Origin of the sequence: Streptomyces sp. NPDC127129, from assembly GCF_042671585.1 — a bacterium.
In the GTDB taxonomy this organism is placed as follows: Bacteria; Actinomycetota; Actinomycetes; order Streptomycetales; family Streptomycetaceae; genus Streptomyces.
Genome location: NZ_JBHXTV010000004.1, coordinates 320944 through 341393, shown reverse-complemented (window position 1 = coordinate 341393; position 20450 = coordinate 320944). Strand labels below are relative to the sequence as shown.

Below are 20450 nucleotides of genomic sequence, written 5' to 3'. Positions count from 1 at the left end.
AACGGCCCGGGTGCCGGTGCCTCCCGACGCGGTCAGCATCTCCTGCCCGTTCTCTTCAACAGGGTCAGGATTGATCACGACCGACCGTTCGCATCCATTCTCGAGCTGCAAGGGACAGGTCCGCTCATGCGCATCGATCTGACGGGACGTACCGCACTGGTCACCGGCTCCACTCAGGGGATCGGTGCCGCCATTGCCATCGGGCTGGCCCGTGCCGGGGCGCGGGTGGGGGTGAACGGGCGGACGAGGGAGCGGGTGGAGCGGGCCGTCGCCGACATGCGGCGCGAGGCCACGGGCGCGGGGCCGGTGGCCGTCGTCGGCGATGTCACGACCGCGGAGGGCGCCCGTCGTGCCGCCGACGCGCTGCCCGATGTGGACATCCTGGTCAACAGCCTCGGCATCTTCGGACCGGCCGCCCCCTTGGAGATCAGCGACGACGAGTGGCGCCGGTACTTCGAGGTGAACGTACTGGCGGCGGTGCGGCTGATCCGCCAGTACCTGCCCGGGATGAGCGAGCGCGGGTGGGGCCGGATCCAGAACATCGCCAGTGACTCGGCGGTCGTCGTCCCCGCCGAAATGATCCACTACGGCATGTCCAAGACCGCCCTGCTGTCCGTCACACGCGGGTTTGCCAAGCAGGCGGCCGGGACAGGTGTCACCGTCAACTCGGTGATCGCCGGACCCACCCACACGGGCGGTGTGGAGGACTTCGTGTACGAGCTCGTCGACCGCGACCTGCCGTGGGACGAAGCTCAGCGGGTGTTCATGCGGGAGCACCGGCCGCAGTCGTTGGTGCAGAGGCTGATCGAACCCGAGGAGATCGCCAACATGGTCGTCTACCTCGCTTCCGACCAGGCTTCGGCCACCACCGGCGGCGCACTGCGCGTGGACGGCGGCTACGTGGACTCGATCCTGCCGTAGAGACGCCCGTTCGACCGGACGCGGACGGCGAGTGACCGGCTACCGGTTGTACATCCTCAACGGGTAGCGTGACCTCGCCATTGCCCCGGGGCGCGCAGACCGAAAGGCAGCACCTGATCGTGACGGACCGGCTTGACCAGGAAACTCTCCAGCAGATCTACGCACGCGGGGGCGCCGACGCGGTGAAGCGCGCGCTTGAGGACTTCGCCGCCGTCGCGGGCGACGAGGAGCTGGACGCCGCCGTCGAGCTGGCGTGTGCGGTGATCGCCGCGGAAACGGCCCGCATCACGGCGGTGGCCGACCAGCGTGAGGCCCGGATCGCGGAGCTCGAAGCGGAGGCACGGGCGCTCCAGGAGGAGATCGACGCCGCCACGCCAGGTCCGGCCTGACCGTCCGTTGAGCGTGGCCCGGCCCTCCCTCGTCAGTGGGACGCCAGCACGAGGACTACCCGGCGCATGCGCGTCCCGCCCCCGCCGACCTCGCCGAGCCCCGCCGACCCCCGGTCCGAACGGGTGTACCCGTCCGCGGTCGGGGCATGCGACGTACCCGCCTTCACCGGACCGGCAGGGTGGACTTGGTTCCGGCATCACCCGGACGGGTCCGTCGGTGCGGTGGCGGGGCGCCGGTGCGGGAAGGCTGGCGTGATGACGGTACGGAGGCCTGGCGGCCAGTGAGGTGGGGACGATGGCAGTGGGGGCGAGTGGTGCGGACGCCACGGGGCGGGCTGCCCGGTGGTGGGCCCGTGGGGCCGTGGTGGCCGTCGTGGCGGCGGTCGTCGTGCTGCTCCTGGGGTTCGGCGGCGGAGGGCTCCTGATCGTCGCGAGCGGTCTCGCCGCGCTGGTCGTGTCGACCGCGGGCATCTGGTGGACCCTGGCCCACCGTGGACCGCGGCGATGGCTCGGCGTGGTGCTGATGGTCGGCGCGCCCGTGGGTCTGGTCGTGCTGTACGTACGGAGCGGGCTGTGGGTGACCGCGCTCGTCGCGGTCGGTCTGTGGAGCGTGGCGGCGGCCTGTGCGCGGACGGCGCTGCGGCGGCCGCACGCTCGTCATGTCATGCGGGCGGAGCCCCGCCGGCCTCCGCGGCGGCCCGTCATTCTGATGAACCCCGCGTCGGGTGGCGGCAAGGTCGAACGGTTCGAGCTCGTCGAGAAGGCCGAGCGGCTCGGCGCACGGGTGGTGCTGCTGGAGCCGTCCGGACGCTTCGACGTCACGACCCTGGCCCGCGAGGCCGTGTCCGAGGGGGCGGATCTGCTCGGTGTCGCGGGCGGCGACGGTACGCAGGCCCAGGTCGCCGCGGTCGCCGCCGAGCACGACGTGGCCTTCCTGGTGATCCCCGCGGGCACGCGCAACCACTTCGCCATGGACCTCGGTCTCGACCGCAACGATCCGTCGCTCACGCTGGACGCGCTGACGGACGGCGAGGAGGTCCGCGTCGATCTCGGCAGCGTGGACGGTCGGCCGTTCGTGAACACCGTGTCGTTCGGGGTGTACGCGGGGGTCGTGGAGCGCCCCGAGTACCGCGACGCCAAGGCGGAGACGGCTCTGGACGTCATGCCCGACCTGCTGCACGAGTCCGGCCCGCGGCTGGACGCCACCGCCGACAAGGCGCGGCTGACCTCCCAGCAGGCCATTCTGGTCAGCAACAACGCGTACGCCCGGCCGGATCCCCTGGCGGGCGGTCGCCGGCCGCGCCTGGACCACGGAACGCTGGGAGTCATCGGGCTCCGGGTGGAGAGCGCGGCGCAGGCGGCTGACGTCGCGCTGCGGGGTTCGCAGTCCGACAGTCTGAACGTCCTGACCGCCCACCGTGTCCGAGTGACCAGTGACGCCGAGACCATTCCCGTCGCCGTCGACGGCGAGGCGATCACGCTGCCCGTGCCGGTGACGTGCACCGTCCGCCGCCGGGCGCTCCGGGTACGCGTGCCGCGCGGCCGGCCCGGGGCGCCACCGGTGGCCCCACCGGTCGACTGGCGCCGCGTCCTCTCGCTGGCCTTCCAGGGAAGCAGGAGACGCGACTGAGCGGAGCGCGCGTAGCCGGCGGAGCCATCGACGAAAGCAGAGGGTGATGAGGGAAGCACACGACCAGGAAGTGGCACGAGCCGAGAAGGCCCGGCGTGCAGGGCGGCGGCTCACGGACGGCGTCACCGCCGTCATCGCCGATCTCCGGGCGATCGACGGCGCCGTCTACGCCGCGGTCGCCGCGACACCCACGCCCACCCTGGACCCGCGCCTGCGGCGGCTGTCGGCGGCGGCCGACCATTCCAAGATCTCCTTCGGTATCGCCGCCGTGCTCGCCCTGGTCCCCGGCCGGCCGCGGCGCGCCGCCGTCCTCGGCGTCGGAGCGGTGGCCATGGCCTCGGCCACGGCGAACCTGCTCGGCAAGCGGCTCGTCCGCCGGTCCCGCCCCGACCGAGAGGCGGCCCGGGTCGTCATCGACCGGCACGTTCCCATGCCGACCTCGGCCTCCTTTCCGTCCGGGCACACGGCCTCGGCCGTGGCCTTCGCAGCGGCCGTCGGATACGTCCTGCCCCCGGCGGCCCTGCCTCTCACGGCTCTCGCCTGCGCGGTCGGCTACTCCCGCGTCCATACGGGCGTCCACTATCCGGGCGATGTCCTCGCGGGCGGCGTGCTCGGAGCCACGACGGCCACGACCGTCCTGACCCTGGCCCTCTCCCAGCGCGACACTCTCAGGTTTCGGAGGTGACTTTGCATGATCATGCGAGATTATGCATACTCTTCCTATGTCTAAGGTCCTCACCTCCCTTCCTTCCGGCGAGCGCGTCGGAATCGCCTTCTCGGGCGGGCTCGACACGTCGGTCGCCGTCGCGTGGATGCGTGACAAGGGCGCCGTCCCGTGCACGTACACCGCCGACATCGGCCAGTACGACGAGCCCGACATCGCCTCCGTGCCCGGCCGCGCCAAGACCTACGGCGCCGAGATCGCACGGCTGGTCGACTGCCGTGCGGCGCTGGTCGAGGAGGGTCTGGCCGCGCTCACCTGCGGAGCGTTCCACATCCGCTCCGGCGGACGGGCCTACTTCAACACCACGCCCCTCGGCCGCGCCGTCACGGGCACCCTCCTCGTGCGGGCGATGCTCGAGGACGACGTGCAGATCTGGGGCGACGGCTCGACCTTCAAGGGCAACGACATCGAGCGGTTCTACCGGTACGGGCTGCTCGCCAACCCGCACCTGCGGATCTACAAGCCGTGGCTCGACGCGGACTTCGTGACCGAGCTCGGCGGCCGTACGGAGATGTCCGAGTGGCTGCTCGCCCACGGCCTGCCCTACCGGGACAGCACCGAGAAGGCGTACTCGACGGACGCCAACATCTGGGGCGCCACCCACGAGGCGAAGATCCTGGAGCACCTCGACACCGGCGTGGAGACCGTGGAGCCGATCATGGGCGTCCGGTTCTGGGACCCGTCGGTCGAGATCGCCGCCGAGGACGTGACGATCGGGTTCGACCAGGGCCGCCCGGTGACGATCAACGGCAAGGAGTTCTCCTCCCCCGTCAGCCTGGTCATGGAGGCCAACGCCATCGGCGGCCGCCACGGCATGGGCATGTCCGACCAGATCGAGAACCGGATCATCGAGGCCAAGAGCCGCGGCATCTACGAAGCGCCCGGCATGGCCCTGCTGCACGCCGCGTACGAGCGCCTCGTCAACGCCATCCACAACGAGGACACCCTCGCGCAGTACCACAACGAGGGCAGGCGGCTCGGCCGGCTGATGTACGAGGGCCGCTGGCTCGACCCGCAGGCGCTGATGATCCGCGAGTCGCTGCAGCGGTGGGTCGGCGCGGCCGTCACCGGCGAGGTCACCCTGCGGCTGCGGCGCGGCGAGGACTACTCGATCCTCGACACCACGGGCCCGGCCTTCAGCTACCACCCGGACAAGCTGTCCATGGAGCGCACCGAGGACTCCGCGTTCGGTCCGGTGGACCGGATCGGCCAGCTCACGATGCGCAACCTCGACATCGCCGACTCGCGCGCCAAGCTGGAGCAGTACGCCGGGCTCGGCCTGATCGGCACCGCCAACCCGGCCATCGGCGCGGCCCAGGCCGCCGCGACCGGTCTGATCGGCACGATGCCGCACGGCGGCGCCGAGGCCATCGCCTCGCGCGGCGAGGTGTCGGACATCGAGGAGCTGCTGGACCGGGCCGCGATGGAGTCCGGCACCGACTGACCGGTCCGTCCTGCGATCGGTCGCACTGTACGAGGCCGTCCCGGCGCCCATCGGCGCCGGGGCGGCCTCGCCGCGTCTAGGCCTGCTTGCGGCGACGGGTGAGGAGCAGGCGCAGACGGCGGCGCGGGGGCTGGTCGGGGAGCCAGCCGAAGGCGAGCGAGCTGCCGACAAGACCGAGGAGCAGCCCGATGAAGAACCCCCCGAGGTTCGAGGTGACCCACGTCGCGAGCGAGGCCAGGACGGCGACGACCGAGTAGAAGAGGCGCTGGCGCGGATTCAGCACGATCAGCGCCCCGCACACGATCATGATGACCGGCAGGACGTAGCCGACGAGGCTGTCGGCCCCGGCCGCGAGGATCACGGAGATGCTCGCCTGCTGGGTGAGGAGGATCTCGCCACCCCCGAGCACGATCATGACCCCGGGGCCGAAGGGACGGCGGTGGCGCCATCGGCGGAACGTGCGCCAGGGGTGACGGCCGGCGTCTCCCGAGGAGCCTGCGGCCGCCCGGGCCGGTCTGGCCGGTGCCTCCGGGCTCGACGATGACGCCGGGTTCGACGACGCCCCGTTCGGCGCGGCCGGGTTCGACGATGACGCCGGGTCGGCCGGTGACGCCGGTGCCATCGTCAGCAGCCCTCGGACGCGAAGCTCATGTGCAGGTCGGGCAGCGTGAAGCGGGTGGCGGTGGTGGCGTAGTTGGTCTGGTGCACGTCGGTGATGGTGACGGTGTCGGCCTGCTGCCCGAAGACTCCGAGCGGACCCTTGACGGGCGGCTTGTCGAAGGTGCTGGCATCCCCGCCGATCTCGATGTTGTCGAAGGCGGCGACCTTGCCGGAGATCTCGGTGGAGTCCGTGGTCAGACCGGTCGCCTTGACCGGCGTGCCCCGGTTGCCCGCCGTGATGCGCAGATGGGTGCCGCCGAGTTCCACGCTCTGGCAGAGGTTGGTCAGTTCGGCCTGGCGGATGGCGGTGACGATGACCAGGACCTGGCCGCCGGTGTCACCGGCGTTCGGGCTGCCTTCCGGCATGGTGTCCAACGCCCCGAACTGACCGAAGCCGGTGCCCTTGAGCGTGTCGGCCTTCACCGTGAACGGCATGCCGGAAATGGCGAACTGGGCGGCGAGGGCGCCCTGGGCCGTCAGGACGACGAGGGTCGCGGCGATCGCACAGGCGGGGGCCGCCATGAGCGCGGAGCGCCGGAAACGGACGCGGCCGCGGCGCCGTACCGCCTCGGCCGGGGATAAGGAGCGTGCGGGGGTGGGCTCTTCGGGCAGGGCGGGGCCTTCGGACATGGCCATGAGGTGCTCCTGACAATGACGAGGAAACAGACCTGGTGGCGGCGGTGTCCTGGCGCGGACGGCCCCCCGACCCGCCCGGGTTTTCCTCACGTCTCGTGCACGGAGGCGGCCGCGTGGCAGGGAACCGCCTGGACCGTAAACCCGTCGTTACTGCCCAGTCAACTACCGTTCAGTAGAAAGGTGTTGGTGGGGCGCACGGTACGGGATGTCACGTGCACGTGCCCACGTCAGCCATACCGGGATCGCCGACGGCACCGGACCCGCCGGTCCCGTCGTCCCCATCGTTCGCGGGGCATGTACCCGTGAACGGTGCGACCACGACGTGCACCAGCGTGTCCAGCAGACCGGGCAGCTGTCCGGTCCTGTCCTGGTCGACCGCGCGGTGCACCGCCGCATGGACGGCCCCGACGACGGTGTCCACCAGCTCCGCCCGCTCCACCCCCGGCGGCGCGGGCGGCGCGTCGACGAAGAACCGGCGGAAACTGGCCAGAAGTTCGGCACGCGCGCGGCGCCCGGCGGGCCCCGCCGACTCGATCTCGACGACCATCCGGGCGAACGCAGGGGTCTGCGACAGCAGCGCCAGCATCGTCCGCAGTCCGGCCCGCACGGCCGCCGGCCAGGAGGCCGCGCCGCCCGCCTCCTCGTACGGCCGCTGCATGGCCCGTACGACCATCTGGGTACCGCTCCGGTACGCGGCGAGGACCGCGTCCTCCTTGCCCGTGAACAGGGCGTAGAACACGGGCCGGGTCACCCCGGCGGCCCGGCAGATGTCGCTGATCCGGGCACCGGCGTACCCGTGCGCCGCGACCATCCGGGCCACCCCGTCGAGCAACCTCTCGCGCTGCCTCGACGCCACCTGTTCCGGTGTCAGGCGCCGGGGGCCCGGGCGCAGGGAGCGTTCCGGGTCGCGGCCCGTACGCGCGCCGGGCAGGACCTGCCACTCCTCGGTCGGACGAGCACCCTTCACCGGCCACATCCCCCCAGGGCTGTTGACGTCACATACTCGACAGGTTTACAACCCTGATGGGTTTTCCTCTCGTTGTGCGGTCGGCGGCCCGGTCCCCCGGGGACGCGGACCCGCCCGGCACCGCACACCGGACAGCACCGCACACAGCACCGTGTATCACGCTCTCGTCGCGTCCCGCGACATCGTCGGGCCGATCCGTGGCGCCGGATCGGTCCGACAGGAGATGCCCCTCGCTCTGCCTGTCCCCTTCGAGCCGCACCCTTCCCCCGCCACCGGCTGCCGCCGGCCACTCACGCGTGCCCGCACCGGGCGATGTCCCCACATCCCCCGGCAGAGGCGAGTTCCACCACCGCCGTCCCCTCGCCACCCTGGTACGAAAGGACCCCCACCATGAACAAGCGTGCCTTCTTAGCCTCCGCCGGAGCGGCTCTCGCCGCCGTGCTGGCCGTCACCCACCCCGCCGGCGCCGCTAGCGCGGTGCTGACGACCGGCAGTGCGAGCGGACCGTCGGTGGCGGTCGGCGACGTCCTCGCCGCCTCGCTCGCCTCCGGCACCACCGCCAAGATCGCCACCACCTCGGGCGGCAGCACCGGCATCACCTGCAACTCCTCCGCCTTCGGCGCCACCGTCACCAGCAACCCCGCCGCGCCGGGCACCGCGACCGAGACACTGACGTCCCACACCCTGAACACCTGTACGACCAACATCCTGGGAGCGACCGGCGTACAGAGCATCACGGTCAACAACCTGCCCTACACCACGGCCGTCACCTCGGGCGGGACGCTCACCGTGACCGCCGGCAGCACCGGTCCCATCCAGACCACGCTGAAGATCAACACGATCCTCGGTGTGACGACCTGCGTCTACCGGGCGGCCAGTCTGACGGCGACCCCGTCGAACACCGACAACTCGCTCTCCTTCTCCAACCAGCAGTTCACGAAGGCCACCGGCCCCGGCACCTGCCCGGCCAACGGCTACTTCACCGCCAAGTACGGGCCGGTCCAGGACAGCACCCAGGCCGGCGCCCCCGTCTTCGTCAACTGAGTCCTGCGCCCGTCGCCCCAGGTCCGTCCGGGAGCGCGCTCGACGCGTTCCCGGACGGAAGCCGGGCGACGGTCCATTTGGCCTGCGTGGACAGGGCGCTGAGCGCCTTCGCGGACTCCTCGGCGATGGTGGCGAGCAGGCGCCTGGCGTGGCCCATCGTCGTGCGGGCGAGTTCCGTGTCTCCCGCCTCCGCCGCGGCGAGGACCAGTTCGAGGTGCTGTTCCGTGACCAGCCGGCCGAGCCCGAGGCGACGGGCCTCGGGGAACGCGTCCAGCGCCGTCCGTGCCTTCTCCAGAGCGCGGGCGGCGGCCGGGAGGTCACCCTTGCGGCGTTCGAGGCGGGCGAGGACGGAGGCCTCGGAAGCCCGGTCCTGCGGTGAGTCCTGGAGGGAGAGGAGGTTGAACTGGCCGCGGGCCGCCTGGGCGTGGTCGCCGAGGCGTTCCAGTGCGCGGGTCAGCCGGCGGAGCCGGTCCGCGTCCGGGCCGGTGTCGTCCAGCATGCGGATGAGGGCGACCCGCGCGTTCTCGGTCCGTCCCTGCCGGTGGGCGAGGTCGATCCACGTGAAGTCGTCCTCCGGGCGCCGGGCCTCCTCGGCGCGGGCCCACTCGACGGCCTCCGCACTGCTGGTGATCCGGCCGGCCGTCGCCGCGCGCAGCAGCGGTACGTCCTCGTCCCGCCCGTACGAGGCGACCAGCATGGCGGCCAGCCACCGCTCCTCGAACCGCTCGGCCCGCTCGAACCGCTCGGTCCGCTCGGTCCGTTCGGCGTTCTCGTGCTCCAGGAGGAGACGCAGGAGCGGCAGATCGCCGTCGTGGCGGTCGGAGCGGGCCGCGCGCAGGACCCCCGCGCGCAGCACCGGATCGGCGGCCGCTTCCTCCCGTACGGCAGGGTCGTCCGAGCGCAGCCGCTCCAGCGCCGCCCGCCCCGGGGCAAGGACGATCTCCCGCAGCGGCTGCCGGTAGCACTCCTCCAGCTGGTACGCGCACAGCTCGTCGGAGTTGAGCAGGACGTGGTCGGGCTCGGTGCGCCTGGTGGCCGCCTCGGACAGGGCGTGGAGTTCGGTGAGCGGCCGGTCGGGAAGTCCCAGACCGGCGATCAACGTCCTTCTCTGCGCGTCGATTTCGTGGGCGGTCTCTTCATAGGTGTCTGCGTCCCCCTCCCGTACGGCGGCGATCAGGCCCTCCTCGTCCAGGTCGGCGGAGACGTCCTCGCACCACCAGGGCAGCCGGACGAGGATCTCGAGCGCCTCGCTCACGGAGTCGGCGAGGAGCGAGGCGTACCCGTCGGAGGAGGCGTGGAGGACGGCCGTTCCGCCACAGAGGAAGTACGTGCCGCCGGTGTCGTCTCCCGCGATGGCCTCCAGCGACGCGCCTGACGCCAGGTGGACCCCCTCCACGTGGTACGCCCGGTCGATGTCGAAGTTGAAGGGGTAGGCCGCGAGTTCGGCCAGGTCGGGGCGGGTACGCAGGAGTTGCAGTACGGGGTCGGTCATGGGTGTTCACCCTAGGGGGCCCCGGGGCGTTGCCCGCAGGGCCCCGGGGCCTGGACGTACGTCGCCAGGTCGCTAGGTCAGGCGCCACTTCTGGTTGGCCGCTCCCGTGCAGGCCCAGATCTGGGCTCGCGTACCGTTCGCCGAGGACTGGTCCGAGGCGTCCAGGCACTTGCCGGCAGCCACGTTCACCAGGTCCGAGGAGGCGGCTTCATGGCGCCAGTTCTGGGCGCCCGTGCCGTTGCAGGTGTACAGCTGGACCTTGGCTCCGTCCGACGTCGAGCCCGCCGTCACGTCCAGGCACTTGCCCAGTGCCCGTACCGTGCCGTCGGGGTGCACGGTCCAGTGCTGGGCCGCCGTGCCGTTGCAGTCCCAGAGCTGGACGGGCGTACCGTCCGCGTCGGCACCGCCCGCGACGTCGAGGCACTTGCCGCCGAGGCCGACGAGGCCCTGGGTGGCGCTCTGGGTGCCCGCCCAGGTGAAGGTGACGGAGGTCTTGCCGGGGAGGGTGTACGTGTAGTGCTGCGCGCCCCAGTTGACGGTGACGGGCCGCGCTGCGGCGGAGTCGTTGTAGGCGATGAGCGCCTTCGAGCCGTCGGTGTTGCGCCAGGCGACGTTGGGGACTGTCGAGCTGCCGGTGGAGGCGATCCGCTGGGCTCCGGGCCGTACGAACTTCGTGAGGTGGCCCATGGTGTAGTACTCGATCGTGTAGTCGACCTGGCCGTGCCGGGCGTCGCCGTCGTGGACGGTGATCAGGCCGTCGCAGGTGCCGCAGCCGCCGTTGTGCGGGCCGCGGTTCTGGTCGACCGCGAGGGACCACTTGGTCACCGACTTCGCCCAGTTGCGGGTGTAGTCGATGATGTTCGTCATGTCCTCGCGCTGCTGGTTCGCGATCCAGGTGCCGCCGGAGTGCTCGGTCTGGAAGGCGTCCAGCTGCGGGTGGCGGTCGTGGATCTCGGTCTGCTTGGCGACGTTCCCGCCGTAGCCGTGCCAGGCGACACCGCCGAAGTTCGGGTGGCTGCGCACGGCGGGGTCGTCGACGGTCTGGGCGGCGTAGGCGTCGTAGGTGTCCCAGTTCCAGTCGTGGGCGAGGACCTTGGTGGGCAGGCCTGCGGACCGGAGCCTGGGCAGCAGCTCGCTCTTGGTGAAGTACGCGAGGCCGGAGGCGTTCCAGCTCATCGAGGGATAGCCGGAGCAGCAGGTCGGTTCGTTCTGGGCGGTGACGTAGTCGACGGGGACACCCTGGTCACGCCAGCCCTGGAGGTACTTCACGAAGTAGTCGGCGTACGTGCCGTAGTTCTCGGCCTTGAGCCAGCCGCCGTTCAGCCGGCCGCTGTCCTTCATCCAGGCGGGGGCGGTCCAGGGTGAGGCGACGAGGGTGAGCGCCGGGTTGAGCTGCTTTGCCTGCCTGGTGAGCGGCAGGACGTCCTGGAGGTCGTGGGCGAGGGAGAAGCGCGCGAGGGTGGGGTCGGTCTGGCCGGGCGGCAGGTCGTCGTACGTGTAGCCGAACCGGGCGAGGTCGGAGCCGCCCATGGGATTGCGGACGAAGGAGAGGCCGATGCCCTCGGTCGGCGAGAAGAGCTTCTTCATCGTCGCGTCCCGGGTGGCCTGGGAGAGCGCGCCGGAACCCGCCATCAGCCAGGCGGCGGTGTCGGTGAAGGAGGCACCGCCCCCGGAGAAGGTCTGGTAGCGGGTGTTCTCGTCGACGGTGAGGGTGGTGCCGCTCCCTCCGTTTCCGGCCTGGAAGGTGATCGGGGTCTGCTGCTGCAGTCCGCGGGTGACATGGCGGCCGCCGGCGTCGTCGGTGGTGGTCAGCCAGATGTTCACCTGCTCGGCGGCGGCCCGCGCGGGGGCGGCGGAGAGTCCGCCGAGGGTGGTGAGGCCGGAGACGGCGAGGGCGCCGGCGAGGAGGGTTCTCATCAGTCGGCGGGGAGCCTGTGGCCTGTGGTTCGGACGGAGCATGTCGGTGCCCTTCTCGGCAGGGTGTGGGGGAGGTCCGAGAGTCCGGTCGCGGGTCGGGCCGGAGCGCGCCGGGCCCGCGTCGTCCCGGCCGCGGCGTCACATCGTGTCGCGCCGGATCGAGTCGAGAGTGAACTGGGCATCGGGGCGGCCGTCAAGGTGTCGCGTATTCAAATCCTGAACGCATGACCGGAGTTGTGGTGTTCGGCGAGGAGTTCGGGACGTTGACGGTGTGAACTCTTGACGGCAAAGGGGAGGTGGCGGTTGACTCGCCGCACCGCGCCGGAACCGGTTCCGGAAGCGGTTCCGACACCGATGTCAGTCGCTCTACGCGGAGGCCCCGATGCGTGTCACGATCGCCGATGTCGCACGTCGGGCGGGTGTCAGCAAGACGACGGTCTCCCGGGTCCTGAACACCCGGGCCGAAGTCGACTCCGCCACGGCCGCCCGTGTTCGTGAAGTGATCGATGTGCTGGGCTACGTCCCCAGCTCGGGGGCCGTCGGCCTGGCCCGCGGCAGCAGCCGCACGATCGGCATGCTGACGCCCTCGCTCACCTGGCCGTGGATGGGCGAGGTGCTCCAGGGCGTCGTCGACACCGTCGAAGCCGCCGGATACGGCCTGTTGCTCTTCACCTGCAACCGGGGCGCGGACTCCGTCAGCCACTTCGCCGGACAGGTATCGGCCAGGGCGTTCGACGGGCTCCTCGTCGTCGAACCGGAGGGGACCCTCGACACGATCACGGCGATGCACCGGCGCGGCCTGCCCGTCGTGCTCATCGACGACCGCGGCCACCACCCCGCGTTCCCCTCGGTCGCCACCACGAACCGGGACGGAGGCACGACCGCCGCGCACCATCTGCGCGCCTCGGGCCGTACCCGGCCGCTCGTCGTCACGGGCCGACGCGACTTCGGATGCGTACGCGACCGGCTCGACGGGTTCCGCGACGTCCTGCCCGCCGAGCTGGTCGTCGAGGGCGAGTTCACCGAGGACACCGGCCGCCGCGCGGTCCGGCGGGCGCTGGCCGAAGGCTGGGACTTCGACTGCGTCTTCGCGCACAACGACCTCATCGCCGCGGGCGTCCTGGGGGCTCTGCGGGAGGCCGGGCGAAGCGTCCCCGAGGACGTCGCCGTCGTCGGCTTCGACGACATCCCCGTGGCCCGGCACACCGAACCGCCACTGACCACGATCCGCCAGCCGATGCGCCGGATGGGCGAGACGGCCGCCGCGATGCTTCTCGCCGGCCTCGCGGGCGAACCGATCCCCCGCGAGCCGGTCGTCCTGCCCACCGAACTCGTGGTCCGGCGCTCCGCGCCCGCACGCGGATGAGCCGGGCCGCCAGTCCCCCGCGTCCGGCCGGGTCGCATCCGGCCCGGCTCCGACCGTCCCCGTAGCTCCTCCTCGACGCGCGGGTCCCTGCCTGCGCCGGCACGCCCTCACACGCCCCTGATCCGGTACGTCCCTGTCCCGGGTCGTTCCGTCACGTCCCTGTCCCGTACAAGGAGCCGCAATGCCACGAACCACGGCGGTGATCGCCGTCACCGCTCTGCTCGGCACTCTGCTCACCGGAGCCCTGCCGAGCGCCGCCGCCGACGAGCCCCCGCCTGCGCCGGTGGCCGTCGACCGGTTCGAGGGGGAGATCCCCTTCGCCAACCCGCCCGCCGAGGGCATCTTCACCTGGGGCAGCGATGCCGACGACCAGCCGAAGCTGCGGATCGCCGAGCGGGCGGACGCCCCGGAGGGCGCCAAGGTCCTCGAAGGCGACTACGACATCAGCGGCTGGGGCGGCTTCACCCACGACTTCGCCTTCGACAGACCCGCCCACGACTGGACCGCCTCCAAGGGCATCCGCTTCTGGTGGTACGGCCAGAACACCGCTCCCCTGCCGCCCGGATCGGGCAAGCGCATCCACTTCGAGCTCAAGGACGGCGGGGCGAACGGCGAGGCGTCCGAGCTGTGGACCACCTCGTTCACGGACGACTGGGAGGGCTGGCACCTCGTCGAGATCCCGTTCTCCGACTTCCAGTACCGCGCCGACTACCAGCCGGTGGGCGGAATCGACCAGGTTCTCGGGCTCGACGCGATGTGGGGCTACGCCCTCACCCTGCCGCCCGGCTCCCCCGGCACGTTCGCCCTGGACGGCGTGGAGCTCTACGGCAAGGCCGAACCGGCGCTGAACACCAAGGTCGTCACCGAGTCCGTCGTCCACCCGGTGGGCGAGGGCGGCACCGCCCAGGTGAAGGTCTCCGTCGCCACGACGGGCTCCACCCCGCTCGGCGAGCCGGTCACCGTCACGTACACGACCGAGGGTGGCAGCGCGCAGCCCGGCGCCGACTACACGCCGGTCACCGGCACCCTCACCTTCCCGGCCGGCACGGCCTCCGGCTCTTCCCGCTCGATCGCCGTGGCCACGAAGAAGGACCGCTCCGCCGAGTCGGCCGAGACGATCCCGCTCGCGCTGAGCGTGACCGGAGCGAAGGCTCCCACCGAGAACCCGCTCGTCGTCGTGGACGCCCATGGCCTGCCGTACCTGGATCCGAAGCTTCCGGTGAAGAAGCGGGTCGCCGATCTGCTGGGGCGGATGTCGCTCGCGGAGAAGGCCGGCCAGATGACGCAGGCCGAGCGGAACGCGCTGCGGTCGCCGGGCGACATCGCCTCCTACGACCTCGGCTCGCTGCTCTCGGGCGGTGGGTCGGTGCCCTCGCCCAACACCCCCGCGGCGTGGGCGAAGATGATCGACTCCTACCAGCTGCGTGCGCAGGCGACCCGCTTCCAGATCCCGCTGATCTACGGCGTGGACGCGGTGCACGGGCACAACAACGTCGTCGGTTCGACGATCATGCCGCACAACATCGGCATCGGCGCGTCGCGTGACCCGAAGGTCGCCGAGCGGACGGGCGCCGTGACGGCGAAGGAGGTGCGGGCCACGGGCATTCCGTGGGACTTCGCGCCCTGCCTGTGCGTCACGCGCGACGAGCGCTGGGGGCGTTCCTACGAAGCCTTCGGCGAGGACCCCGCCCTGGTGACCGCCATGGAGACCGTGATCAACGGGATGCAGGGCGCGCGGGACGGTCGGGACCTGGACCGGAACGACAAGGTGCTGACCAGCGCGAAGCACTTCGTGGGCGACGGCGGGACCGAGTTCGGGTCCTCGGCCACCGGCTCGTACACGATCGACCAGGGCGTCACGAAGGTCACCCGGGAGGAGCTGGAGGCGGTGCATCTCGCGCCGTTCGCCGAGGCGGTGAGGCGCGGGGCGGGCACGGTCATGCCGTCGTACTCCTCGCTCGACGTCCTCGGCGACGACCAGGGGCCGGTGAAGATGCACGCCAACGCGGAGATGATCAACGGTGTCCTGAAGGAGCGCATGGGCTTCGAGGGGTTCGTGATCAGCGACTGGCAGGCCATCGACCAGATCCCGGGCGACTATCCGAGCGACGTGCGGACGTCGGTCAACGCCGGGCTGGACATGATCATGGTGCCGACGAACTACCAGGACTTCACGCGGACCCTCGAGGACGAGGTGACGGCCGGTCGCATCGGACAGACGCGGATCGACGACGCGGTGGCACGGATCCTGACGCAGAAGTTCAGGCTGGGCCTCTTCGAGCAGCCCTACGCGGACACCTCTCATCTCGACGAGATCGGTTCCGCCGGACACCGTGCGGTGGCGCGCGAGGCCGTCGCCAAGTCCCAGGTGCTGCTGAAGAACGCGGGTGGGGTGCTGCCGCTGAAGAAGTCCCAGAGGGTGTACGTCGCGGGCTCCAACGCCGATGACATCGGTAACCAGGCGGGCGGCTGGACGATCAGCTGGCAGGGTTCGTCGGGGAGGACGACTCCCGGCACGACGATTCTCGAAGGGATGCGGAAGGCTGCGCCCGAGGCGGAGATCGCGTATTCCAAGGACGCATCGGCCGCCGTGGACGGCTACGACGTCGGCGTGGTTGTCGTCGGCGAGACACCGTACGCGGAGGGGTTCGGCGACGTGGGCAACGGCAACGACCTCGAACTGACCGCCGCCGACAAGGCGGCCGTCGACAAGGTCTGCGCCGCGATGACGTGCGCCGTCCTGGTGGTCTCCGGCCGCCCGCAGCTCATCGGTGACCGGCTCGGTGCGATCGACGCGCTGGTCGCCTCGTGGCTGCCGGGGACGGAGGGGGACGGCGTCGCGGACGTCCTCTACGGTGTGCGTCCGTTCACCGGGCAGCTCCCGGTCACCTGGCCGAAGTCCGAGGCGCAGCTGCCGGTCAACGTCGGTGACACGGCGTACGATCCGCAGTTCCCGTACGGCTGGGGGCTGACCACGCTCACGGCCGCTCCGGCCGGTGGGGACTCGGCTCTCCGGGCCATCGGCGTGGCCGCGAAGGTGCTCCAGGCGACGGGCCACGGGACCTCGGCGGAGGGCAGGGCGCTGCTCGGCAAGGCCCGGTCGATCGTCCAGCAGAGGATCGGGGAGAACGTCACGGAGGCGACGGCGAAGCCCTTCGCCGAGGCGGACCACCTGGTTCTGACGGGTGATCTGACGGGTGCGGTGGCGAAGCTGAGGGCCGCGTACAAGGCAGCCGCCTGAGTCGTGGGCGGAAGGACGGAAGGGGGGTGGGGGCAGTCGTTTCACAGGCTGCCCCCACCCCCCTTCCGTCGTCCGTCGTCCGTCGTCCGTCGTCCGTCGGGATTCGTCCGTCGGGATTCGTCCGTCGGGATCGTCACGCGGGCACGGGCGGGGTGTCGCCGGCCGGCCATGGGGCGACGGAGAGGTCGCCGGTCTCGCGGCGGACCTCCACGATGCCCGTGCCGTTGAAGTGGGCGGGGACGACCAGTTCCCTTTCGGCGGCGGCTCGGTCGAGGACCCGGCGGCGGCTCTTGACGGCTGCTGCCGGGTCCAGGCAGAAGCAGCTGTTGCAGGACGGCCTGAGGATCTGTACCGGACTGTGCAGAAGGTCGCCGACGAAGACCGCGCGGTCGCCGCCGGAGTCGAGGCGCAGTACGGCGGAGCCGGGCGTGTGGCCGGGTGCGGATTCCAGGGTCAGGTGTTCGTCGATGCGGTGGGTGCCGTCCCACAGCACGGCCTGGCCGCTGCGGTGCACGGGCGCGATGCTGTCGTCGTACACCAGCCGGTCGTCGGGGTGCCGCCCGCTTCCTGCGATGTTGTCCGGACCGAAGTGGACGTCGTCGGCGGCCGGGACGAGATAGCGCGCGTGGGGGAAGGTCGGGACCCACTCCCCCGCGGCGTCGGTCGTGTTCCAGCCGACGTGGTCGGCGTGGATGTGGGTGTTGACGACGACGTCGACGTCCTCGGGCCGGATGCCGGCGCGCGCCAGGCCGCCGAGGAAGTCGCCCTGCCAGTGGTGGAACTGGGGCGAGCCGGGCCGCTCGCGCCCGTTGCCGACCCCGGTGTCGATCAGGACGGTCCGCCCGGCGCTGCGGAGGACCCAGGTCTGCAGCGCCATCACGGCGTTGTCGCTGTCCGGGTCCCAGTGGTCCGGGGCGAGCCACTCGGCGTTGTCGCGCCACACCTCGGTCTCGGCATCGGGGACGAGGCCTCGCGCCGGAGCGAACGCCCCTCGCCATTCGACGACCCGGATGACCTCGACGTCTCCCAGCATCATGCGTTGCGGGTTCTGCGTGGTGTTCATGTCCACGACCCTAAAGACGCCTTGCCGAGGCTCTCAATGCCCGAACTGCTCCCGTGGATACGCATGCGTCTCACGGGTGATGCCAGGGATAGTGACCGTCATGGATGTGGTGAGCGACGCGATCGCGGCGGTACGCATGGGGCAGGCGGCGTCCGACCGGGTGCGGTTGAGCGGGAGTTGGTGCGCGCGGTTGGCTCCGTACGACGGCGCGGGCTTCCATGTGGTGCTGGAGGGCGGCTGCTGGCTGCTGCCCGAGGGCGGTCCAGCGGTCTCCCTGGGCGTGGGGGACGCCGTCATGCTGCCCCACGGTACGGGGCATGTGATCGCCGACTCCCCCGCCGACGCGGCGACCGTCGCACGGGCCATGCCGTTCGAGCTCTGGACGGGTGGCCCGCCGGGGCCGAGCCGGCTGCCCCGGTCCGTGCCGGGCGGAGTGGAGCTGCTGTGCGGCAAGTACCGCCTCGACCACAGCCGGGTCCACCCGCTCCTGGCGGAGCTGCCCACTGTGGTGCATCTGCCGAACCGGGTGGGCGACCATCCCGAACTGCGGGCCGCCATCGGTCTGCTGGGCGGCGAGCTGACCGCGGGGCGGCCCGGGTCCGGGGTCGCCGTCCCGAGCCTGGTCGACCTCCTGCTCGTCTACATGATCCGGGCCTGGGTGGACCGGGGCGACGGCGGCGCGTGGCCGGCGGCCCTGGGGGACACCGTGACGGCTTCCGCGCTGCGTGCGCTGCACGCCGACCCGGCCGCCGCGTGGACCAACGAGCGGCTGGCCACGGAGGCCGGCGTCTCGCGCCCCACGCTGGCGCGGCGCTTCACGTCCCTGGTGGGACGGCCTCCGATGGCGTACCTCACCTGGTGGCGACTGACCCTGGCGGCCGCCGCGTTGCGCGACACGGGGGACTCCCTGGCTGCGATCGCCCGTCGGGTCGGCTACGGAACCCCGTACGCGCTCTCGCATGCCTTCAGCCGCGAGTTCGGTACGACCCCGGGGCGGTACCGGGCACGGGCGGTGGGCGGCGGCGAGGGGTCGGGGCACGTGGGGTCGGGGGATGCCGGGGCGGGCAGCGAGGACGAAGGTGGTGCAGATCCCGTGCGCGGGACAGGAGTTGTGCGTTAACCGCGTGTGAACGAGGAATTTCCTACCGGCCGGTAGACATGGCGTCGCGCAAGCGTGAACCTAGTCGCGAACATGCCAAACCGTCGTGTTCGTCCAGGCGCGTCCCACCGGACGCGCCTTCGTCCACAGGAGATCCCCCACATGCATCGCCACACCCTCCGCGCCAGAACGGCCCTGTCCGCCGCCGCGGCCGTCGGCATCCTGGTCGCCTCCCCGGCCACGGCCATGGCCGCGCCCGCGGCATCCGTGCCCGCCGTTGCTCCCGCCGCCGTTACCGCAGCGTCCACGGGCGGCGTCGCCGACCTCGCCGGTGTCGACTACGGCACCTGGCGGCGCGACGTCAAGGCGGTCGTCGACCAGGCCCGGCCGTACATCGAGCAGCGCAGCTCGAACGCCGACGGTGAGAAGCAGGCGATCGTCCTCGACATCGACAACACGTCGCTCGAGACGGACTTCCACTTCTTCCTGCACCTGCCGACGCCGGCCGTGCAGGACGTCCGCGACCTCGCGCAGTACGCGCACTCCCGCGGCGTGGCCGTCTTCTTCGTCACCGCGCGCCCCGGCATCATCCACGCGCTGACCCAGTACAACCTGAAGGCCGTGGGCTACCCCGTGTCCGGGCTCTACGTGCGCAGCCTGCCCGACCTCTTCGAGGAGGTCAGCACCTACAAGACGGCCAAGCGCGCCGAGATCGAGGCGCGGGGCTACACGATCATCGCGAACATCGGCAACCGGCCGACCGACTTCGCGGGCGGTCACGCCGAGCGGACGTTCAAGCTGCCGGACTACGACGGCAAGCTCTCCTGACACCCCCGCGCCCCCGGACCGGCCCGTGTCGCACGGGTGCCGAGGTCCGGGGGCGCAGCCTCACGGGCCTGTGCGGTGGCGCCGTCATCGGTCGGGCCTTCGTCAGCAGGTCGCGCGGACGTGGCCGTCGGCGCCCGCGGGGCGGACGTCGGTGTCGCGCAGCACGATGGAGAGCGTGTCGCCCCAGCGTGCGCATGCCCGGGAGAGGCCCTCGCGCTCGTACTCGATGACCAGCACGCGGTTGTCGAAGGCGGTCGCGTAGGGGGCGCATTCGTCGTACTGGCCGCACTCCTCGGCGACCGCGAAGTCGAAGCCGATGTCACGGCCCCGCGGCGCGAGTTCGGCGGCGTTCTTCTGTCCGATCGCCAGTCCGGCCGCATGGGCGCGGCCGACGAGCAGCCGGGCGAAGGCGAGGTCGTGCTCGGGTGTGAGACGGCCCTGGGAGCGTTCGTACGAGTCGAGGTTGTCCGCCTCGACCGCCTGGTAGCCGGCGGTGGCGCAGCCGTCGATCCATGCGCCGACGATCGCGGCGAGCCGCTCGCGCTTGGCCGGGGTGGAGATGTCGAAGAGGACCTCGTCCCAGTCCTGGTCGACGACCAGGTCACCCGAGGCGCTCCGCAGGAGCAGGTCGGGGTGGTGCTCCTCCCACCACTCGGTGGCGTCCGGCTGGGCTTGGAAAGCGTTGACGTAGCAGATGTTGTAGAGCCCGACGGCGGGCTTCGCCGTGCGGTCACGGGAGACCGCGCCGACTCCGGGGGGCGGTGGGTAGGGTCCGCCGATCTGGTAGTCGAACCCCACGTGGGGTTCGGGCGGGACGACCGCGCGGGGCGATGAGGGCGGGGCGGAGTCGCCGTCACCTCCGTCACCGGACGACGCGCATCCGACCGCCGTGGCGGCGAGCACGCCGGCCAGGGTCAGGGCCGACAGCGCGCTGCGGAGGGGGCGGGGGGCGCGGGCGATCACGGTGCGGGGCTCCTGGTCGTCGATTCCTCGGGTCGGCGCACGGCCGCCCACGATCCCCACGGTACG

At 71.6% G+C, this 20450-nt stretch carries 17 protein-coding genes; 10 read left to right on the top strand and 7 right to left on the bottom strand.

The features are described 5' to 3' along the window. Positions 1-126: 126 nt before the first annotated feature. The 5 genes from ACFVGW_RS09975 (at position 127) to argG (ending at position 5108) form a co-directional block, all read left to right on the top strand. Positions 127-921 carry an SDR family NAD(P)-dependent oxidoreductase gene (locus tag ACFVGW_RS09975; protein ID WP_385851563.1) on the top strand — a complete coding sequence of 265 codons (795 nt, stop codon included), beginning with the start codon at positions 127-129 and terminating at the stop codon, positions 919-921. Between the two features lie 119 nt (positions 922-1040). Then, positions 1041-1310 carry a hypothetical protein gene (locus tag ACFVGW_RS09970; protein ID WP_385851562.1) on the top strand — a complete coding sequence of 90 codons (270 nt, stop codon included), beginning with the start codon at positions 1041-1043 and terminating at the stop codon, positions 1308-1310. Positions 1311-1605: 295 nt separating this feature from the next. Then, on the top strand, positions 1606-2940 hold the full coding sequence (locus ACFVGW_RS09965) for a diacylglycerol/lipid kinase family protein (RefSeq protein WP_385851561.1): 1335 nt from the start codon (positions 1606-1608) through the stop codon (positions 2938-2940). A 46-nt stretch (positions 2941-2986) separates the two neighbouring features. After that, positions 2987-3625 carry a phosphatase PAP2 family protein gene (locus ACFVGW_RS09960; protein WP_385851560.1) on the top strand — a complete coding sequence of 213 codons (639 nt, stop codon included), beginning with the start codon at positions 2987-2989 and terminating at the stop codon, positions 3623-3625. A 37-nt stretch (positions 3626-3662) separates the two neighbouring features. Continuing rightward, complete coding sequence (gene argG, locus ACFVGW_RS09955) at positions 3663-5108, top strand: argininosuccinate synthase (protein WP_383224466.1); 1446 nt, start codon at positions 3663-3665, stop codon at positions 5106-5108. A 76-nt stretch (positions 5109-5184) separates the two neighbouring features. Here the strand turns inward: argG and ACFVGW_RS09950 are convergent, their stop codons facing one another. From ACFVGW_RS09950 to ACFVGW_RS09940, 3 genes are all read right to left on the bottom strand, one after another. Beyond that, positions 5185-5523, bottom strand: a complete 339-nt coding sequence (locus tag ACFVGW_RS09950) for a DUF6114 domain-containing protein (protein ID WP_383224465.1) — start codon at positions 5521-5523, stop codon at positions 5185-5187. 209 nt (positions 5524-5732) lie between these two features. Then, positions 5733-6398: a DUF6230 family protein gene (locus ACFVGW_RS09945; RefSeq protein ID WP_383224684.1), complete on the bottom strand. Its 666-nt coding sequence runs from the start codon at positions 6396-6398 to the stop codon at positions 5733-5735. Between the two features lie 214 nt (positions 6399-6612). Next, positions 6613-7371 (bottom strand): TetR/AcrR family transcriptional regulator, encoded by a 759-nt coding sequence (locus ACFVGW_RS09940; protein WP_385851559.1) that lies wholly within the window; start codon positions 7369-7371, stop codon positions 6613-6615. A gap of 390 nt (positions 7372-7761) precedes the next feature. On the opposite strand from ACFVGW_RS09940, the gene ACFVGW_RS09935 reads away from it, so the two are divergent. After that, a complete protein-coding gene (locus ACFVGW_RS09935; RefSeq protein WP_385851558.1) occupies positions 7762-8415 on the top strand; it encodes a Tat pathway signal sequence domain protein in 654 nt (217 codons plus the stop codon). On the opposite strand, the gene ACFVGW_RS09930 is transcribed toward ACFVGW_RS09935, so the two are convergent. Continuing rightward, positions 8408-9907, bottom strand: coding sequence for a hypothetical protein (locus ACFVGW_RS09930; RefSeq protein WP_385851557.1), 1500 nt, complete (start codon positions 9905-9907; stop codon positions 8408-8410). The genes ACFVGW_RS09935 and ACFVGW_RS09930 overlap by 8 nt on opposite strands. A gap of 72 nt (positions 9908-9979) precedes the next feature. Further along, positions 9980-11824 carry a ricin-type beta-trefoil lectin domain protein gene (locus tag ACFVGW_RS09925; RefSeq protein WP_385851556.1) on the bottom strand — a complete coding sequence of 615 codons (1845 nt, stop codon included), beginning with the start codon at positions 11822-11824 and terminating at the stop codon, positions 9980-9982. A gap of 382 nt (positions 11825-12206) precedes the next feature. Between ACFVGW_RS09925 and ACFVGW_RS09920 the strand changes: the two genes are divergently transcribed. Together ACFVGW_RS09920 and ACFVGW_RS09915 are read left to right on the top strand one after the other, a co-directional pair. Next, complete coding sequence (locus ACFVGW_RS09920) at positions 12207-13190, top strand: LacI family DNA-binding transcriptional regulator (protein ID WP_385851555.1); 984 nt, start codon at positions 12207-12209, stop codon at positions 13188-13190. A gap of 181 nt (positions 13191-13371) precedes the next feature. Further along, on the top strand, positions 13372-16431 hold the full coding sequence (locus tag ACFVGW_RS09915) for a glycoside hydrolase family 3 N-terminal domain-containing protein (RefSeq protein WP_385851554.1): 3060 nt from the start codon (positions 13372-13374) through the stop codon (positions 16429-16431). Between the two features lie 133 nt (positions 16432-16564). Here the strand turns inward: ACFVGW_RS09915 and ACFVGW_RS09910 are convergent, their stop codons facing one another. Beyond that, positions 16565-17494, bottom strand: a complete 930-nt coding sequence (locus ACFVGW_RS09910; protein ID WP_385851553.1) for an MBL fold metallo-hydrolase — start codon at positions 17492-17494, stop codon at positions 16565-16567. A gap of 100 nt (positions 17495-17594) precedes the next feature. Here ACFVGW_RS09910 and ACFVGW_RS09905 point away from each other — a divergent pair, with 100 nt between their 5' ends. Together ACFVGW_RS09905 and ACFVGW_RS09900 are read left to right on the top strand one after the other, a co-directional pair. Next, positions 17595-18614, top strand: coding sequence for an AraC family transcriptional regulator (locus tag ACFVGW_RS09905; protein ID WP_385851552.1), 1020 nt, complete (start codon positions 17595-17597; stop codon positions 18612-18614). Positions 18615-18755: 141 nt separating this feature from the next. Next, a complete protein-coding gene (locus ACFVGW_RS09900) occupies positions 18756-19421 on the top strand; it encodes an HAD family acid phosphatase (protein ID WP_385851551.1) in 666 nt (221 codons plus the stop codon). A 102-nt stretch (positions 19422-19523) separates the two neighbouring features. Here ACFVGW_RS09900 and ACFVGW_RS09895 read toward each other — a convergent pair whose 3' ends face one another. Beyond that, positions 19524-20384 (bottom strand): endo alpha-1,4 polygalactosaminidase, encoded by an 861-nt coding sequence (locus ACFVGW_RS09895; protein ID WP_385851716.1) that lies wholly within the window; start codon positions 20382-20384, stop codon positions 19524-19526. Positions 20385-20450 lie beyond the last annotated feature (66 nt).

Excerpts from the sequence above, each read along its gene's own strand:
- ACFVGW_RS09975 (WP_385851563.1), top strand. The coding sequence starts at position 127 with ATGCGCATCGATCTGACGGGACGTACCGCACTGGTCACCGGCTCCACT.
- ACFVGW_RS09910 (WP_385851553.1), bottom strand. The coding sequence starts at position 17,494 with ATGAACACCACGCAGAACCCGCAACGCATGATGCTGGGAGACGTCGAG.
- ACFVGW_RS09915 (WP_385851554.1), top strand. The coding sequence starts at position 13,372 with ATGCCACGAACCACGGCGGTGATCGCCGTCACCGCTCTGCTCGGCACT.
- ACFVGW_RS09965 (WP_385851561.1), top strand. The coding sequence starts at position 1,606 with ATGGCAGTGGGGGCGAGTGGTGCGGACGCCACGGGGCGGGCTGCCCGG.
- ACFVGW_RS09920 (WP_385851555.1), top strand. The coding sequence starts at position 12,207 with ATGCGTGTCACGATCGCCGATGTCGCACGTCGGGCGGGTGTCAGCAAG.
- ACFVGW_RS09950 (WP_383224465.1), bottom strand. The coding sequence starts at position 5,523 with ATGATCGTGCTCGGGGGTGGCGAGATCCTCCTCACCCAGCAGGCGAGC.
- argG (WP_383224466.1), top strand. The coding sequence starts at position 3,663 with ATGTCTAAGGTCCTCACCTCCCTTCCTTCCGGCGAGCGCGTCGGAATC.
- ACFVGW_RS09905 (WP_385851552.1), top strand. The coding sequence starts at position 17,595 with ATGGATGTGGTGAGCGACGCGATCGCGGCGGTACGCATGGGGCAGGCG.
- ACFVGW_RS09935 (WP_385851558.1), top strand. The coding sequence starts at position 7,762 with ATGAACAAGCGTGCCTTCTTAGCCTCCGCCGGAGCGGCTCTCGCCGCC.
- ACFVGW_RS09960 (WP_385851560.1), top strand. The coding sequence starts at position 2,987 with ATGAGGGAAGCACACGACCAGGAAGTGGCACGAGCCGAGAAGGCCCGG.
- ACFVGW_RS09945 (WP_383224684.1), bottom strand. The coding sequence starts at position 6,398 with ATGTCCGAAGGCCCCGCCCTGCCCGAAGAGCCCACCCCCGCACGCTCC.
- ACFVGW_RS09925 (WP_385851556.1), bottom strand. The coding sequence starts at position 11,824 with ATGAGAACCCTCCTCGCCGGCGCCCTCGCCGTCTCCGGCCTCACCACC.
- ACFVGW_RS09930 (WP_385851557.1), bottom strand. The coding sequence starts at position 9,907 with ATGACCGACCCCGTACTGCAACTCCTGCGTACCCGCCCCGACCTGGCC.
- ACFVGW_RS09900 (WP_385851551.1), top strand. The coding sequence starts at position 18,756 with ATGCATCGCCACACCCTCCGCGCCAGAACGGCCCTGTCCGCCGCCGCG.